The sequence below is a fragment of the Seohaeicola zhoushanensis genome (assembly GCF_014656415.1).
In the GTDB taxonomy this organism is placed as follows: Bacteria; Pseudomonadota; Alphaproteobacteria; order Rhodobacterales; family Rhodobacteraceae; genus Seohaeicola_A; species Seohaeicola_A zhoushanensis.
On the sequence record NZ_BNCJ01000001.1, the window covers coordinates 750,191 to 765,338 of the forward strand.

General features: G+C 68.3%; 18 protein-coding genes. 9 read left to right on the forward strand and 9 right to left on the reverse strand.

The genetic code is table 11. From position 1 onward, the window contains the following. The first annotated feature begins 64 nt into the window (after positions 1-64). Genes IE266_RS03695 through IE266_RS03710 form a run of 4 tightly spaced genes read left to right on the forward strand, consistent with a single transcriptional unit; the run spans position 65 to position 3,477 of the window. On the forward strand, positions 65-1,003 hold the full coding sequence (locus tag IE266_RS03695) for a DMT family transporter (protein WP_189678674.1): 939 nt from the start codon (positions 65-67) through the stop codon (positions 1,001-1,003). Between the two features lie 29 nt (positions 1,004-1,032). After that, positions 1,033-1,623 carry a cob(I)yrinic acid a,c-diamide adenosyltransferase gene (gene cobO / locus IE266_RS03700; protein ID WP_189678675.1) on the forward strand — a complete coding sequence of 197 codons (591 nt, stop codon included), beginning with the start codon at positions 1,033-1,035 and terminating at the stop codon, positions 1,621-1,623. 49 nt (positions 1,624-1,672) lie between these two features. Then, positions 1,673-2,053 carry a hypothetical protein gene (locus tag IE266_RS03705; protein ID WP_189678676.1) on the forward strand — a complete coding sequence of 127 codons (381 nt, stop codon included), beginning with the start codon at positions 1,673-1,675 and terminating at the stop codon, positions 2,051-2,053. 41 nt (positions 2,054-2,094) lie between these two features. Then, a complete protein-coding gene (locus tag IE266_RS03710; RefSeq protein ID WP_189678677.1) occupies positions 2,095-3,477 on the forward strand; it encodes a PepSY-associated TM helix domain-containing protein in 1,383 nt (460 codons plus the stop codon). Between the two features lie 54 nt (positions 3,478-3,531). On the opposite strand, the gene IE266_RS03715 is transcribed toward IE266_RS03710, so the two are convergent. After that, positions 3,532-5,085 (reverse strand): alkaline phosphatase D family protein, encoded by a 1,554-nt coding sequence (locus tag IE266_RS03715; RefSeq protein ID WP_189678678.1) that lies wholly within the window; start codon positions 5,083-5,085, stop codon positions 3,532-3,534. Positions 5,086-5,205: 120 nt separating this feature from the next. Further along, entirely contained in the window at positions 5,206-5,643 is a 438-nt protein-coding gene (locus tag IE266_RS03720; RefSeq protein ID WP_229863876.1) for a MarR family winged helix-turn-helix transcriptional regulator, read from the reverse strand. Between the two features lie 123 nt (positions 5,644-5,766). Between IE266_RS03720 and IE266_RS03725 the strand changes: the two genes are divergently transcribed. Then, a complete protein-coding gene (locus IE266_RS03725) occupies positions 5,767-6,195 on the forward strand; it encodes an organic hydroperoxide resistance protein (protein WP_189678680.1) in 429 nt (142 codons plus the stop codon). Positions 6,196-6,198: 3 nt separating this feature from the next. On the opposite strand, the gene IE266_RS03730 is transcribed toward IE266_RS03725, so the two are convergent. Beyond that, positions 6,199-6,966: a zinc-ribbon domain-containing protein gene (locus IE266_RS03730; RefSeq protein WP_189678681.1), complete on the reverse strand. Its 768-nt coding sequence runs from the start codon at positions 6,964-6,966 to the stop codon at positions 6,199-6,201. Positions 6,967-7,144: 178 nt separating this feature from the next. Here IE266_RS03730 and IE266_RS03735 point away from each other — a divergent pair, with 178 nt between their 5' ends. From IE266_RS03735 to IE266_RS03750, 4 genes are read left to right on the forward strand one after another with little or no spacing between them, the layout of a single operon-like run. Continuing rightward, positions 7,145-7,822 (forward strand): cell division ATP-binding protein FtsE, encoded by a 678-nt coding sequence (locus tag IE266_RS03735; RefSeq protein WP_189678682.1) that lies wholly within the window; start codon positions 7,145-7,147, stop codon positions 7,820-7,822. Then, a complete protein-coding gene (locus tag IE266_RS03740) occupies positions 7,819-8,718 on the forward strand; it encodes a cell division protein FtsX (protein WP_189678683.1) in 900 nt (299 codons plus the stop codon). The genes IE266_RS03735 and IE266_RS03740 overlap by 4 nt, the downstream gene beginning before the upstream one ends. Then, positions 8,718-9,452, forward strand: a complete 735-nt coding sequence (locus IE266_RS03745) for a lysophospholipid acyltransferase family protein (protein ID WP_189678684.1) — start codon at positions 8,718-8,720, stop codon at positions 9,450-9,452. Before IE266_RS03740 ends, IE266_RS03745 begins: the two co-directional genes overlap by 1 nt. Beyond that, entirely contained in the window at positions 9,436-10,053 is a 618-nt protein-coding gene (locus IE266_RS03750) for a pyridoxamine 5'-phosphate oxidase family protein (RefSeq protein WP_189678685.1), read from the forward strand. The genes IE266_RS03745 and IE266_RS03750 overlap by 17 nt, the downstream gene beginning before the upstream one ends. Here IE266_RS03750 and IE266_RS03755 read toward each other — a convergent pair whose 3' ends face one another. From IE266_RS03755 to odhB, 6 genes are all read right to left on the reverse strand, one after another. Next, positions 10,054-10,860 (reverse strand): arylamine N-acetyltransferase family protein, encoded by an 807-nt coding sequence (locus IE266_RS03755; RefSeq protein WP_189678686.1) that lies wholly within the window; start codon positions 10,858-10,860, stop codon positions 10,054-10,056. Further along, entirely contained in the window at positions 10,860-12,248 is a 1,389-nt protein-coding gene (lpdA, locus tag IE266_RS03760; protein ID WP_189678687.1) for a dihydrolipoyl dehydrogenase, read from the reverse strand. Before lpdA ends, IE266_RS03755 begins: the two co-directional genes overlap by 1 nt. 95 nt (positions 12,249-12,343) lie before the next feature. Next, on the reverse strand, positions 12,344-12,733 hold the full coding sequence (locus IE266_RS03765; RefSeq protein ID WP_189678688.1) for an MAPEG family protein: 390 nt from the start codon (positions 12,731-12,733) through the stop codon (positions 12,344-12,346). A gap of 84 nt (positions 12,734-12,817) precedes the next feature. Further along, entirely contained in the window at positions 12,818-13,204 is a 387-nt protein-coding gene (locus IE266_RS03770) for an MAPEG family protein (protein ID WP_189678689.1), read from the reverse strand. 113 nt (positions 13,205-13,317) lie between these two features. Next, positions 13,318-13,560: a hypothetical protein gene (locus IE266_RS03775; protein WP_189678690.1), complete on the reverse strand. Its 243-nt coding sequence runs from the start codon at positions 13,558-13,560 to the stop codon at positions 13,318-13,320. An 82-nt stretch (positions 13,561-13,642) separates the two neighbouring features. Next, positions 13,643-15,145: a 2-oxoglutarate dehydrogenase complex dihydrolipoyllysine-residue succinyltransferase gene (odhB, locus tag IE266_RS03780; protein ID WP_189678691.1), complete on the reverse strand. Its 1,503-nt coding sequence runs from the start codon at positions 15,143-15,145 to the stop codon at positions 13,643-13,645. Positions 15,146-15,148: the final 3 nt, after the last annotated feature.

Consider the following 15,148-nt stretch of genomic DNA (forward strand, 5'->3'; position numbering starts at 1 on the left):
CGGCACGGTAAAAAATCAACCCGTGCCGTTGATCTTTCCGACGCAGCAGAGCAGGGTCCGCGCAATGCCTGATACCCTCACTCCCCACCGCCCCGGCCTTGCCATCGCGCTGAAGCTCAGCGCGGTCGCGCTGCTGACCTGCATGTTCGCCATGGTCAAGGCGGCCACCGCCGAAGTGCCGCCCGGCGAGGCGGTCTTCTTCCGCTCGCTCTTCGCGATCCCGGTGATCCTTCTGTGGCTGGTAAAGCGGGGAGAATTGCGCAGCGGGCTGGTCACCCACAACATCCGCGGCCACTTCCTGCGCGGCGCGCTCGGCACGGCGGCAATGGGGCTCAACTTCGGCGCGGTCTCGATCCTGCCGCTGCCCGAGGTCACCGCCATCGGCTATGCCATGCCGATCTTCACCCTGATCCTCTCGGCGCTGATGCTGGGCGAGCGCATCCGCCTGATCCGGATCTCGGCGGTGGTGCTGGGGCTGGTCGGCGTGCTCATCATGCTCTGGCCGCGCATCGCCGGCGGCGGCCCCTCGGAAGAGGGGGCGACCCTCGGCGCGATGCTGGCGCTGGGGTCGGCGCTGATGGGGGCCATGGTGCAGATCCACATCCGCCAGCTGGTGCAGACCGAGCATCCGGCGGCGGTGGTCTTCTACTTCTCGGTCTCGGCCAGCCTGCTGGCCCTGCTGACGGTGCCCTTCGGCTGGGTCATGCCCTCGGGAGAGATGCTGGCGCTGCTCGTCGGCGCGGGGTTGATCGGCGGGGTGGGGCAGGCGCTAATGACCTCATCCTATCGCTACGGGCCGGCGTCGATGCTGGCCTCCTACGATTACAGCTCGATGATCTTCGCCATCATCCTCGGGTATTTCTGGTTCTCCGAGCTGCCGACGCTGGTGATGCTCTCAGGTGCGGCGCTGGTGATCCTGGGCAACGTGGTGGTGATCCTGCGCGAACGCCAGCTGGGGATCGAACGCCAGCGCGCCCGCGCAGCGGGTCAGCCGAAGACCTGAAACAGGCTCTGCAAAGGGGGAATTGCAACATGAGTGACGATCACAAGACCAAGATGCAGGCCGTTCAGGCCGACAAGGCCGCCCGCAAGGCCGAGCTGCGCGACCCCGAGCGCGGGCTGGTGCTGGTGCACACCGGCAAGGGCAAGGGCAAGACCTCCTCGGCCTTCGGCGTGCTGGCCCGCGCGCTGGGCTGGAAGCAGTCGGTCGGCGTGGTGCAGTTCATCAAGGGCAAGTGGGTCACGGGCGAACGGCGCTTCTTCGAGGATCTGGGCGTGGCCTGGCACTCGATGGGCGAAGGCTTCACCTGGGACACGCAGGACCGCGCGCGCGACATCGCCGCGGCGCAGGCCGCCTTCGCCAAGGCGCGCGAGATGATGGAAAGCGGCGACTTCGACCTCGTCGTGCTCGACGAAATCAACATCGCCATGCGCTACGACTATCTCTCGGTGACCGAGGTACTGGCCGGCCTCGACGCCCGGCACAAGCGCACCGCGGTGATCCTGACCGGGCGCGACGCCAAGCCCGAGATCTGCGACTATGCCGACCTCGTCACCGAGATGACCGAGATCAAGCACCCGATCAAGGCCGGCATAAAGGCGCAGCGCGGGATCGACTTCTGAGGTCTCGAAAGCTCTGGCGCGCTCCGCCGCACCGTGGGAAGTAGCCCACATGACACGGCGCGCGGCACACCGGCTGACATGGAGACAGGCCCTTGGCTGGGTCGTGGGCCTGCATGTCCTGCTGGCCGCGCTCTTCGCGCCCGGCGTCATGCCGGCCTTCGCCTCGGGCGGCGCCGAGCTGGTGATCTGCACGGCCTATGGCCCGCAGGTTCTCACCACCGACCCCGACGGCGCGCCCGATGACAGCGCGGCCGCCTTCTGCGACTGGGCGCTGGTCCACGGCGCGGCCGCACTGCTCGGCGACCTGCCGGCGCCAGAGGCGCGCCCCGTTACCTTCGCCGCCGCCGAACCCGCGCCCGCCCGCCGCGCGCTGGTCCCCCGGCGCGATGCCTCCTCTCCCGGCGCGCGCGGTCCGCCCGGCCATCTCTGAGCTCTAAACCCCCATTTAGACCCTGTTCAGAGGACGACCCAATGGTCTCTATCAACGCGTCCGGCGCGCCGGATCAGGCCGCGCGCGGCCAAAGCTTCTATTTCGCGGCATGGCGCTGGCATTTCTATGCCGGTCTCTATGTCATCCCCTTCCTGCTCATGCTCGCCACCACCGGCCTGATCATGCTCTGGACCAGCGCACTCTCCGGTCGCGACGGCGAATGGGTCGCGGTGGCGCCCCTGGGCGCGCCGCAGGCGGTCTCGGTCCAGGCCGAGGCCGCGCTGGCTGCGGTCCCCGGCGGCGCGCTGGTGCAATACATCGCCCCCCGCGCGCCCGACCTCGCCGCGATCTTCCGCGTCGATGCCGAGGGCGCGGCGCATATGGTCGCCGTCGACCCCTACCGCGCCGAGGTGCTGGCGACATTCTCCCGCCGCGCCGGCCTCTACGACCTCGCCAACGAGATCCACGGCACCCTGCTGCTCGGCGTAACCGGCGACCGGATGATCGAGATCGCCGCCTCGCTGGCGATGGTCCTGCTCGCCACCGGCCTCTACCTCTGGTGGCCGCGCGAACCACGTGTGGGCAAGGCAAGAGGCCGCGCCCTGTGGAAACGCCTGCATGCCACGGTCGGCGCCTGGACCGCCCTGCTGCTCGCGGTCTTCCTGGTCTCGGGCCTGTCCTGGGCCGGCATCTGGGGCGAGAAGTTCGTCCAGGCCTGGAGCAGCTTCCCGGCCGAGAAATGGGACAATGTGCCCTTGTCAGACTCTGTTCACGCCGGCATGAACCACGGCGCGGCCAAGGAGGTGCCCTGGGCGCTGGAACAGACCCCGATGCCCGCCTCCGGCTCGCAGGCCGGTGCGAAGGGCCTGCCCGAGGGCGCGCCGATTACCCTCGACACGGTGGTCGCCTTCGCCCGCTCCATCGGGTTCGACGGCCGCTTCCAACTCAACCTGCCGTCGGGCGATGCCGGCGTCTGGACCCTCTCGCGCGACTCGATGAGCAATGACAGCGCCGATCCCACCAGCGACCACACCCTGCATCTCGACCGTTTCACCGGCCATGTCCTGGCCGACGTGCGCTTTGCCGATTACTCGGTCTGGGGCAAGGGCATGGCGGTGGGCGTCGCCTTCCACGAGGGCGACCTCGGCGCGTGGAATGTGGCTCTGAACACGCTCTTCTGCCTCTCGGTGATCTTCCTCTGCCTCAGCGGCGTGGTCATGTGGTGGCTGCGCCGCCCCGCCGGGACCCTGCGGCTGGCCGCGCCGCCGCTGCCGCGTGACATGCCGCGCTGGCCCGCCGCGGCGCTGGTCGGCCTGGCCGTCGCGCTGGCCTTCCCCCTGGCCGGGGTGACGCTGCTGGCGGTGCTGGCCTTCGACCAGCTGGTGGTCGCGCGCCTTCCGGCGCTGCGCCGCGCGCTGTCCTGAAAACAGACGCGCCGGCGCTTTCCGCACCGGCGCGTCCTTGTCCCGAAGGTGGGGTCAGATCGAGGCCGTCACCGGGTCGAGCGTCACCGACCACAGCTCGGCATTGCCGCGGTCCATCAGGCGCACCTTCATCTGCTGCGTGGCGCCGTCGATATCGACCAGCCCGAAGAACTGCAGGCCAGCCGAGGGCGGCAGGTTGGCCTGTCCGGCCTCCGGCGCCTTGATGAACTTCAGCTCGGGTCCGAAGGTCGGGTCAAGGTCGTTCGGGCCGAAGGTACCGGCATGCAGCGGGCCCGAGACAAATTCCCAGAACGGCTCGAAATCCTGGAACTTCGCCTTGTTAGGGTCGTAGTAATGCGCGGCGGTATAGTGGACGTCGGCGGTCAGCCAGACCGTGTTCAGGATCCGTGCCGACTTGATGAAGCGCAGCAGTTCCGCGATCTCGATCTCGCGGCCGCCCGGCGCGCCGGTGCCACGGTCGGCCACCCCTTCGATCTTTTCGCCATCCGGCACCACCAGCCCCAGCGGCATGTCCGAGGCGATCACCTTCCAGGTCGCCTTCGACTGCGCCAGCTCGCGCTTGAGCCAGGCCACCTGTTCCGCGCCGAGGATGCGCGCGGCATCCGAAAGCTCCGACTGCGGGGTGTCGGTATTGGCGCCGCGATAGCTGCGCATGTCGAGGAAGAAGATGTCGAGCATCGGCCCATAGGCGATCTTGCGATATACCCGGCCCGGCTCCGCCGGGGTATAGCGGATCGGCGTCATCTCGTGGAAGGCGCGGCCCGCGCGGGCGGCCAGCAGACCGACGTTCTTCTCGGTATAGCGGTCGTCGGCGCTCAGATCCTTCGAGGCCGACCAGTTGTTGACCACCTCATGGTCGTCCCACTGGAAGAAGGTCGGGCAGACCGCGTTCAGCGCGCGCACATGCTCGTCCATCATGTTGTATTTCCACTGGCCGCGGTATTCGTCCAGCGTCTCGGCAACCTTGCGCTTCTCGTCGATCAGCACGGCGTTCTTCCAGATCAGCTGGCCGTCCTTCTCGACCGTGTCCTTCATCGGGCCGTCGGCATAGATCGTATCGCCCGAATGCAGGAAGAAGTCGGGGCGATGCTGCGCCATGGTGGCATAGGTGCGCATCCCCTCGTCGTCGATGCCCCAGCCCTGGCCGGCGGTGTCGCCCGACCAGGCGAAGCGGATGTCACGGCGCGACATCGGCGCGGTGCGGAACTGGCCGACCAGCGGCTCGGAGACGGCGTTGATGTCCGACAGGTCGGCGGCGGTGAAGCGGTAAAAGATGTCCTGGTCCGAGGGCAGCCCCTCGATCAGGCGCTTGACCGCGAAATCGCTGTCCGGCAGCGCGTCGAGCGCGGCCAGCTTGCGGGCGTCGGCAAAGCTCTCGGTGGTCGAGACTTCCATCATCACGCGGGCCGGGCGGTCGGTGCGGGTCCAGATCATGCCCGAGGTGGTGTCGACATCGCCCGACTGCACGCCGTGGGTGAAGACCGGCCGGGCCGAGGCGCGGCTGAGGCTGGGCATGGCGAGGCTGGCCGCGAATGCTGTGCCGCCGGCCAGGATGGCGCGGCGCGTGGGGCGGAGAAGTTTGGTCATCTGGCAGATCCCTGTGCTGGCCCGGAGAGCGGGCAGGAGTGAACAGGGGCCTTCAACCGCAGTTATGTGAAATCTGCGGTTCGTTTCGGTAACGGCAGCGCGAAGTTTTGGTGACGGCGTTCAGCCCGCAACAGGCTCTGCGAAACTGCTTAGGGCCTGTTTCAGTGCGGTGATCTTGCGGCGCAGCTCGATCACCTCGGGGATCGACAACCCCGAGGCCTCCAGCACGCAGCGCGTGATGCGCTCTGAATCCGCCTGCAGGGCGCGGCCCTTCTCGGTCAGCGACACCAGCACCATCCGCTCGTCCTCGCGCGAGCGGGTGCGGGTGATGAGCCCCGCCTCCTCCATCCGCTTGAGCAGGGGGGTCAGCGTGTTCGACTCCAGTTCCAGCGTCGCGCCCAGCTGCCGCAGGTTCTGGCCGTCCTCGGCCCAGAGCGCCACCAGCACCAGGTACTGCGGATAAGTCAGCCCCAGCGGCGCCAGCAGCGGGCGGTAGAGATGCGTCATCGCATGGCTCGCCGAGTAGAGCGAGAAGCAGAGCATGTCGGAGATTTGCATGGGCTGGGTCATGGCGGAAATATAGATCGCGCACGACTTGATCGCAAGGGATTGAAACCGGTCCCGACTCGGGCTATGTGATCGCTCACGATTGAATCGCGCACGATCTAATTGGAGGTCAAAATGACAATCACCCCAGTCTACACCACCGCCGCCACTGCCACCGGGGGCCGAGACGGCCGGTCGAAAACCCATGACGGTTCGCTCGACGTCAAGCTCGGCGTGCCAGTCGAGATGGGCGGCAAGGGCGAGGGCAACAACCCCGAACAGCTCTTCGCCGCCGGCTATGCCGCCTGCTACCTCGGCGCGATGAAATTCGCGACCACGCAGGACAAGTCGCTGGCCAAGGTGCCCGCCGACACCACCGTGACCGCCAAGGTCGGCATCGGCCCGCGTTCCGACAAGGGTTTCGGCATCAAGGTCGATATCGAAGTGACCATGCCCGGCCTCGACAAGGCCGAGGTTCAGAAGATCGCCGACGCCGGGCACGAGATCTGCCCCTATTCGAACGCCATCAAGGGCAATGTCGCGGTGACGACCTCGGTCGCCTGACGCTCAGCGCGGGATATAGGCACCCAGCTTGGTGTCGACCCACAGCCGCAGACCGTCGACCGCCGCGACATAGCTCTCCAGCGCGGGGGCCGCGGCGGGAACGGACTCGGCGAACTGGTCGGCCTGGGTATAGGCCACCACAAGGACCACGGCGAGCAGCAGCACCAGGGCAAAGCCACGCGCAAAACCGCGACGCTTCGGAGGCTGCTCGACCGGGAACCCCACCGCCGATTGCTGCGGCGGCGGCGTGGCCTCGGCCTTGTCCCCGGCGTTCAGCGTCGAGCTGATCTCTTCCACGTCCGGCAGCAGGCGGCTGCGCGGCCGTTCATGCGCAACGGGTGTTTCGCCCCGGCGGCGGGCCATGCGCTCGCGCGCCTCGCGGGCATTGGCGGCCGGGTCCGAGGGCGGCAGAGAGTCGAGCCCGAGGTCGCCCTGGCTTTCCAGCGTCGTGCTTTCGCGCGCGCGCAGGCGGCTCTCGTGCTCGGCCTCCTCGCGCAGGATATCGGCAACGCCGGGGTCCATCTGGCGCGGACGCGGCTGCGGCGGTTGCTGCTCGGCGCGCGGCTGCGGCCGGGTCGGTTGCGGCCGGGTCGGTTGCGGCGGCGGAGCGGGCGGGGCGATCACCTCGGGTTCGGGATCCTGCGCAAAGTCGGGATGCGTCTGGAACCAGGTGTCACCGCAGTTCGAGCATTGCACATCCCGCCCCTCGGTCGGGATCACTTCGTCGGGTACCTCGTACTGCGCTCCGCAGTTCGGGCAAGTAATCCGCATCGATTGCTCCTGCTACTAATATCTGCCTGCGCGAAATTTTTCCGCACACCTTAAGCAAATGCGCGCCGCGCGCCTAGTGACAATTGCCCGTTCGCTTAACCGAAGAAAGCGCCGTTGCAAATGCGCGTTGAACCGGCCGGCGATCTTGGGCAAAAGGTCGGCGAAAGCAGGTGCAGGCGTGATCACTCTCGAAAATGTGGGCTACAGCTACGGCGGCGGCGATCTGCTGAGCGACGTCAGCGTCAAGCTGAGCCCGGGCTCGTTCCATTTCCTGACCGGGCCCTCCGGCTCGGGCAAGACCACGCTGCTCAAGCTCTGCTATGGCGCGCTGTTGCCGACGCGGGGCCGGGCGACGCTGTTCAACACCGACCTGCGCGCGCTCGACCGCGACCAGATGGCGCTGATGCGCCGCCGCATCGGGGTGGTGCACCAGGACTGCCGCTTTCTCGACCACCTGCCCCTGGCCGACAACATCGCCCTGCCGCTCACCGTCTCAGGCCACAACCTTGCCGACGAGGCCGGAAACCTGACCGAGCTGATGCAATGGGTCGGCCTGGCCGGCCGTTTCGACGCGCTGCCGCCAGAGCTTTCGGGCGGCGAACGCCAGCGCGCTGCGCTGGCCCGCGCGGTCATCATGTCGCCCGACGTCATCATCGCCGACGAGCCCACCGGCAACGTCGACTGGGAAATGTCGCAGCGCCTGCTGCACCTGCTGATCGAGCTCAACCGCATGGGCAGGGCGGTGCTGATCGCCACCCACGACCTCGCGCTGATCCGCGCCGCCAAGAGCCAGGTGCAGGCGCGGGTGCTGCGCATCTCCAACCACAAGCTGCAACTGGCGGGGGCTGACCTGTGAACGCGGGGCGTATCCGGAACCTGCTGCTGGGCGATCCGCAGGCCGCCCGCGTGGTGCCGCCCTCGGGCTTCACCGCGCATCTCACGCTGTTTGCCGCCGGCGCGATGGCCTTCCTGGCCGTCTTCGCCCTGGCGCTCTCGACCGCCTCGGGCCGTCTGGCCGACCGCTGGGCCGAGGAACTGGCCCGCAGCGCCACGCTGCGCATCAACGCCCCGGCCGACCAGCGCACCGAGCAGACCAAAGCCGCGCTGGCGATCCTCCAGCAGACCCCCGGCGTCGCCAGCGCCCGCGCGCTCAGCATGGAGGAGCAGGCCGCCCTGCTCGCGCCCTGGTTCGGCGCCGATCTCCCGCTCGAGTCGCTGCCGGTGCCGCAGCTGATCGAGGTGATCGAGGACGACACCGGCTATGACGCCGCCGGCCTGCGCCTGCGGCTCTCGGCCGAGGTGCCCGGCGCGGTGCTCGACGATCACGGTCGCTGGCGCCGCCCGCTGGTCGATGCCGCCAACAGCCTGCGCCGGCTGGCGCTGATCTCGGTTCTGCTGATCGGCGGCGCGACGGCGGCGATGATCACGCTCGCCGCCAATGCCGCGCTGGCCGCCAACCAGCAGGTGATCGAGGTGCTGCGCCTTGTCGGTGCGCGCGACGGCTATATCGCCCAGGCCTTCGTGCGCCGCTTTACCCTGCGCGCGCTCATCGGGGCCGGCGTCGGCGTTGCGACGGGCATGATTGGCGTGGCATTGTTGCCCGAAGCGTCGGACGAGGGCGGCTTCCTCACCGGGCTCGGCTTCCAGGGCGCGGGCTGGCTGCTGCCGCTGGTGATCCCGCCCCTCGGCGCACTGGTGGCTTTCGCCGCCACCCTGTTCGCGGCGCGGCGCCGCCTTGGAGAGTTGAGCTGATGGCCTATGCAATCCAGTGGATCCGGTCGCTGATCTTCATCGTCATGATCTATTTCGCGATGCTGGTGCTGGGGCTGGTCTTCGCCCCCTTCGCACTCTTCACGCGCGAAGCGGCCTTCATGGCCTGCAACAGCTTCTGCGCCTTCACCCGCTGGACCGCCCGCTGGATGGTGGGCCTGCGCACCGAGGTCCGCGGCCCGATCCCCACCGGCGAGGTGATCATCGCCGCCAAGCACCAGTCGTTCCTCGACATCCTGCTGATCTTTCAGGCGGTGCCCCGCGCCAAGTTCATCATGAAGCGCGAGCTGCTCTGGACCCCTATCATCGGCCTCTACGCCAAGCGCGTTGGCTGCGTGCCGGTCGACCGAAACAAGCGCGGCTCGGCCATCGCCAAGATGGTCAAGGACGTCGCCGCCGAATTCGCCGATCCGGGCCAGTTGGTGATCTATCCCCAGGGCACGCGGGTCGCGCCCGGCGTTTCCAAGCCCTACAAGGTCGGCACCGCGATCCTCTACAAGGAACTCGGCGAAACCTGCCACCCGGCGGCGACCAACGTGGGCCTGTTCTGGCCGCGCAAGGGCATCCTGCGCAAGCCGGGCCTCGCCGTGGTCGAATTCCTCGACCCGATCCCGCCGGGGCTCGACAAGGACACTTTCATGTCGCGGCTGGAGTCGGATATCGAGACGCGGTCAAATGCATTGATGCGCGAGGCGGGTTATGAGCACAAAGACTGATTTCATCGAAGACATTGCGACGCTCGAGTCGCATTACGGCACCCCGCCCGAAGCGGCGATAAAGAAAGTGGCGCGGCGCATGACGCCGGCCTACCGCGACTGGATCATGGCCTCGCGGCTCTGCATGCTGACCACCGTCGGCCCCGATGGCACCGACGGCAGCCCGCGCGGCGACGATGGCCCGGTGGTGCTGGAACTCGACCCCGGCACGCTGGCCATGCCCGACTGGCACGGCAACAACCGCATCGACTCGCTGCGCAACATCGTCAACGACGGCCGCGTCTCGCTGATGTTCATGGTGCCGGGCTCGGCCAACGTGATCCGCGTCAACGGCACCGCCAAGGTGACCGCCGACGAAGCAATGCGCCAGCGTTTCGAGAAGAAGGGCAGGCTGCCGATCACCGTGATCGTCATCTCCATCGACGAGATCTACGGCCAATGCGCCCGCGCCCTCATGCGCGCCGGCACCTGGGGCGAGCAGAGCGCGCCCGAGGACCTGCCTTCCGTGGGCCGGATCCTGTCCGAGTTGACCGAAGGCGGCATCGACGGCGAAGCCTACGACCAGGCCTGGCCCGGACGCGCCGCCGCCACGATGTGGTGATCAGGCCGCTGCGATCCGCGCCCAGGCGCGGTCCAGCAGGTCATCCGGGATATCCAGGCCCAGCCGGCCGCGCACAAGCGCGCTGAAGGCGGCATGGTCGGCCAGATCCTCGCGGGTCTGGCCCTGCGGCCCGGTCAGCGTCACGGTTCGGTCGAAAACGCCGATGCGCGTGTCGCCGTCATGGCCGGCCAGCATGAGGTGGTTGGGAAAGACGGTCATCGGCCAGTTGGCGCAAAGCCAGTTCGCCGCCGCAAGTTCGGTCTCGCCGACCCAGGCATCGTCGAAACCGTAAAGCGAAGTCCACTCCCCGCCGGTCCGCCGCTCCACCACCTTTTCGCCGCTGACCGGGTCTTCGGTGATGCGGTAAAGACCGTTCGGCGCCTTCTGTTCGCCGTCCCGGTCGATCTCCAGCGGGACCAGCGGCGTATGCCCGCCAAAACCCGCATCGGCCAGGTAGCGGATGCCGCCCAGCGTCACCTGCAAGGCCAGGTGCGACCGCGCGCCGCCCTGTGCCGCGCCGTTCCGCACGCGCCCCAGCGCGCGGCGGACATCATAGCCAAGCGCGACCAGCGCCGCGCCGAACAGGCCGTTCAGTTCGAAGCAATAGCCGCCCCGCCGCCGCGTGACGGTCTTGTCGAAGATCGCCGGACCCGAGAGGTCCGGCGTCGTGCCCAGGAAGGGATCGAAGGTCTCGAAGGGAATGGCCCGCATCTGCGCCTCCTGCAGCGCGGCCAGCGCGGCAGGAGAAGGCGCCGCGCGGACGGCGCCCGTGCGGGCCAGCCACCCCCCGAGGTCGAAGCCTTCCATCAGCTGTGGATCGGGCCGTCGCCGCAGGCCAGCGCCGCCTCGCGCACGGCTTCCGAGAAGGTCGGGTGCGCGTGGCAGGTCAGCGCCACGTCCTCGGCCGAGGCGCCGAACTCCATCGCCACGCAGATCTCGTGGATCAGGTCGCCCGCGCCGGGCCCGATGATGTGGCAGCCCAGAACCCGGTCGGTTTCCTTGTCGGCCAGCAGCTTGACGAAGCCCTCGCCCTGGAACACCGCCTTGGCCCGCGCATTGCCCATGAACGAGAACTTGCCCACCTTGTAGGCAACGCCCGCCGCCTTCAGCGAATCCTCGGTCGCGCCCACGGTCGCCACCTCGGGTGTGGTGTAGATCACGCCGGGGATAACGCCATAGTTGACGTGGCCATGCTTGCCGGCGACCTGCTCGGCCACCGCCATGCCCTCGTCCTCGGCCTTGTGGGCCAGCATCGGCCCCTCGATCACGTCACCGATGGCGTAGATGCCCTTGACGCTGGTCTGCCAGTCCTTGCCAACGGCGATCTGGCCGCGCTTGGTCATCTCGATGCCCAGGGCGTCGAGGCCGAGGCCCTGCGTGTAGGGCTTGCGCCCGGTGGCGACGAGGACGGTTTCGGCCTCGAGCACATGCTCGCTGTCGTCCTTCTTCAGCTTGTAGGTCACCTTGGCCTTGCCGCGGTTCACCTCGGTCTTCTGCACCGCCGCGCCCATGACGAAGTTCAGGCCCTGCTTCTTGAGGATCCGCTGGAAGGTCTTCTGCACCTCGCCATCCATGCCCGGCGTGATCGCGTCGAGATATTCGACCACCGTCACCTCGGCGCCGAGACGGGCATAGACGCTGCCCAGCTCCAGCCCGATCACGCCCGCGCCGATCACCACCATCGACTTCGGCACCTTCGCCAGCGCCAGCGCGCCGGTCGAGGTCACGACGGTCTTCTCGTCGACCTCGACCCCCGGCAACGAGGCCGGTTCCGAGCCCGAGGCGATGATGATCGCCTTGGCTTCATGCACCTCCTCGCCGACCTTGACCTTGCCGGCCGCGGGGATCGAGGCCCAGCCCTTGATCCAGTCGACCTTGTTCTTCTTGAACAGGAACTCGATGCCCTTGGTATTGGTGCCGATGGTCTCGTCCTTGTAGGCCAGCATCTGCGGCCAGTCGACGCTGGGCGCCTTGCCCTTGAGGCCCATGGCGGCAAAGTTGTGCTCGGCCTCGTGCAGCATGTGGCTGGCGTGCAGCAGTGCCTTCGACGGAATGCAGCCGACGTTCAGGCAGGTGCCGCCCAGCGTCTCGCGCCCTTCCACGCAGGCGGTCTTCAGCCCCAGCTGCGCGCAGCGGATCGCGCAGACATAGCCGCCGGGGCCGGCGCCGATGATGATCACGTCATAGTTTGCCATGGGTCATAGTCCTCTGATTGGCCGGGGAGGGGGGCGCTGCCCCCCGCCGCCCTGCGGGCGACTCCCCCCGGAGGTATTTGGAAAGAGAAGAAGCATCAGGTCAGCGCCGCCAGCAGCATCAGCACCGTCGCCGCGAGGCCGACACTCCAGACGACGGAGCGCCAGGGCGAGAGCGCGAACAGATAGGCCGGAACGTAGAGCAGCCGCGCTACGAGGTAAACCCAGGCGCAGGCGGCGGTGAAGGCGGTGGACTGGCCGCCGAGCGTGACGACCACGACGGCGATGGTGAAGAGCACCAGCCCCTCGAAATGGTTGCTGAGCGCGCGCTGCGCCCGGCCTGCAAAGCCGGTGAGCTGGCGCGGTTCGTCCCTCGGGCCGAGGGCATAGCGGCTGCCGACCTGGCGGTTGGCGAGCACCGAGTAGAGGAGGAACTGCGCGACCTGCAGCAGGCCGGCGAGGGCGAGAACGGTCACTTCGGGGGTCATCGCGCCCCCTGCCGGGATTGGCCGGGCGTGGCGCGGCCCGTCGGGGCCGGTGAAGATTGTCTGTGTGCCACGCCCATGCCGGTCTCACATCGCCGCGATGTAGAGGTAGAGCGTGGCGAGGAAGGCCACGACCCAGACCAGCGTGCGCACCCAGGGCACGCCCGCCGCGTAGACCACCACATAGGCGATCCGGGCCAGCAGGAAGACCTGCGCGGCCAGCAGGGTCGAGGCCGAGAAGCCGCCCTTGGCCTGCAGGATCAGCACCGCCGGCGCAAACAGCGCCAGCGCGATCACCGAGTTGTGCTGCGCCCGGTCCAGCCGGCCGGCCATGCCGGGCAGCTGGTCCATCCCCTCGCGGTTGCCGGCCAGCGGGACCAACCCGACCTGGCCTGCGGCGGCGAGAACCTGGATCAGAATCGTCACGATCACAACAAGCCCGTAGAGGGCGAGAATGGACAGTTCACTGGACATCGCTTGTGTCTCCCACTGTTGCGAGTGGGGCCAGCATAGCACGATGGCGCGCAGCGCGACGCGGGGCGGAAAAATCCGCGCGGGAGGGTGGATTGCAGGACACGGGCGCGCCCTCAGGCCGTCCGCAGGAAACGCGCCGAAACGCCATGGCCAAGCGCGGCCTCCTTGTCGAGCCAGGCCTGCGCGCGGTCGCGGTCATTGACCTCGAACAGGCAGGTGACGGCGTTCGGATCGTCGGCGCCGCGCCACATCTGGAGCAGGGTCAGCCCGGCGGTGCCGCGGTCCTCGGTATCGGCGTCGAAGGCCGATTTCCAGGTGGCGAAGTCGGGGGCCGTTGTCTCGGTGAGCAGGTGCATGGTGATCTCCGGACCAGGGGGCGGTGCGCGGCAGGCGCGCACCCTACAGCGGATGTAGGGTGCAGCCCGCCGCGCGCCATCCTCAGAGATCCATCAGCAGCCGGCGCGGATCCTCCAGCGCTTCCTTGACCCGCACCAGGAAGGTCACGGCGCCCTTGCCGTCGACGATGCGGTGATCGTAGCTGAGCGCGAGATACATCATCGGGCGGATGACGATCTGGCCGTTCACCACGACCGGGCGGTCCTGGATCTTGTGCATCCCGAGGATACCGGACTGCGGCGGGTTCAGGATCGGCGAGGACATCAGCGAGCCGTAGACGCCACCGTTCGAGATGGTGAAGGTACCGCCCTGCATCTCGGCCATCGAGAGCTTGCCGTCGCGGGCGCGCAGGCCCTTCTCGGCGATCGCTTTCTCGATCTCGGCAAAGCCCATCTTGTCGGCGTCGCGGATCACCGGAACGACGAGGCCGGTGGGCGTGCCGGTGGCGATGCCCATGTGCACGAAGTTCTTGTAGACGATGTCGGTGCCGTCGATCTCGGCGTTGACCTCGGGAACCTCCTTCAGCGCGTGGCAGCAGGCCTTGGTGAAGAAGGACATGAAGCCCATGCGGACGCCGTGCTTCTTCTCGAACAGGTCCTTGTATTCGTTGCGCAGGTCCATGATCGCCTTCATGTCCACCTCGTTGTAGGTGGTCAGCATGGCAGCGGTGTTCTGCGCATCCTTCAGGCGGCGGGCGATGGTCTGGCGCAGGCGGGTCATCTTGACCCGCTCCTCGCGCGCGGCGTCATCCGCCGGCACCGGGGCGCGCGGGATCGCCGGGGCCTCGGCCGCCGGGGCGGGGGCCGACTTGGCCGCCGCGATGGCGCTTTGCACGTCGCTCTTCATGATGCGCCCGTCGCGGCCGGTGCCGGTGACCTGGTCGGCACTCATGCCGGCCTCGGCCATGGCCTTCTTGGCCGAGGGCGCGTCCTCGACGGCCTTCTTCGCCGCCGGGGCCTCGGCCGCCGGGGCCGCTGCCGGGGCAGAGGCAGTCGCGCCCGCCTCGCCCGAGATCACGGCGAGCTTGCCGCTGGCCTGCACCGTCGCGCCTTCGGCGGCGACGATCTCGACCAGTACGCCGGCGGCCGGGCTCGGCACTTCGACGCTGACCTTGTCGGTTTCCAGCTCGCAGAGCATCTCGTCCTGCGCGACGGTGTCGCCGACCTTCTTGAACCAGGTCGAGACGGTGGCCTCGGTGACCGATTCACCCAGCGTCGGCACCATCACGTCGACCTTGCCGCCCGCGCCCTTGGCGGCGGGTTTCTCGGCGGCCTTGGGCGCCTCGGCCTTGGGTGCCGGGGCATCGCCCGCGGCGGCGATGGTGGCCAGCAGCGCGTTGACGCCGACGGTGTCGCCTTCCTTGGCGACGATCTCGCCCATCACGCCGGCGGCGGGGCTCGGCACCTCGACGGTCACCTTGTCGGTTTCCAGCTCGCAGAGCATCTCATCGACCGCGACGGCATCGCCCGGTTTCTTGAACCAGGTGGCCACGGTGGCTTCGGTAACGGATTCGCCCAGGGTCGGGACGCGGACTTCGGTGGTCATTGG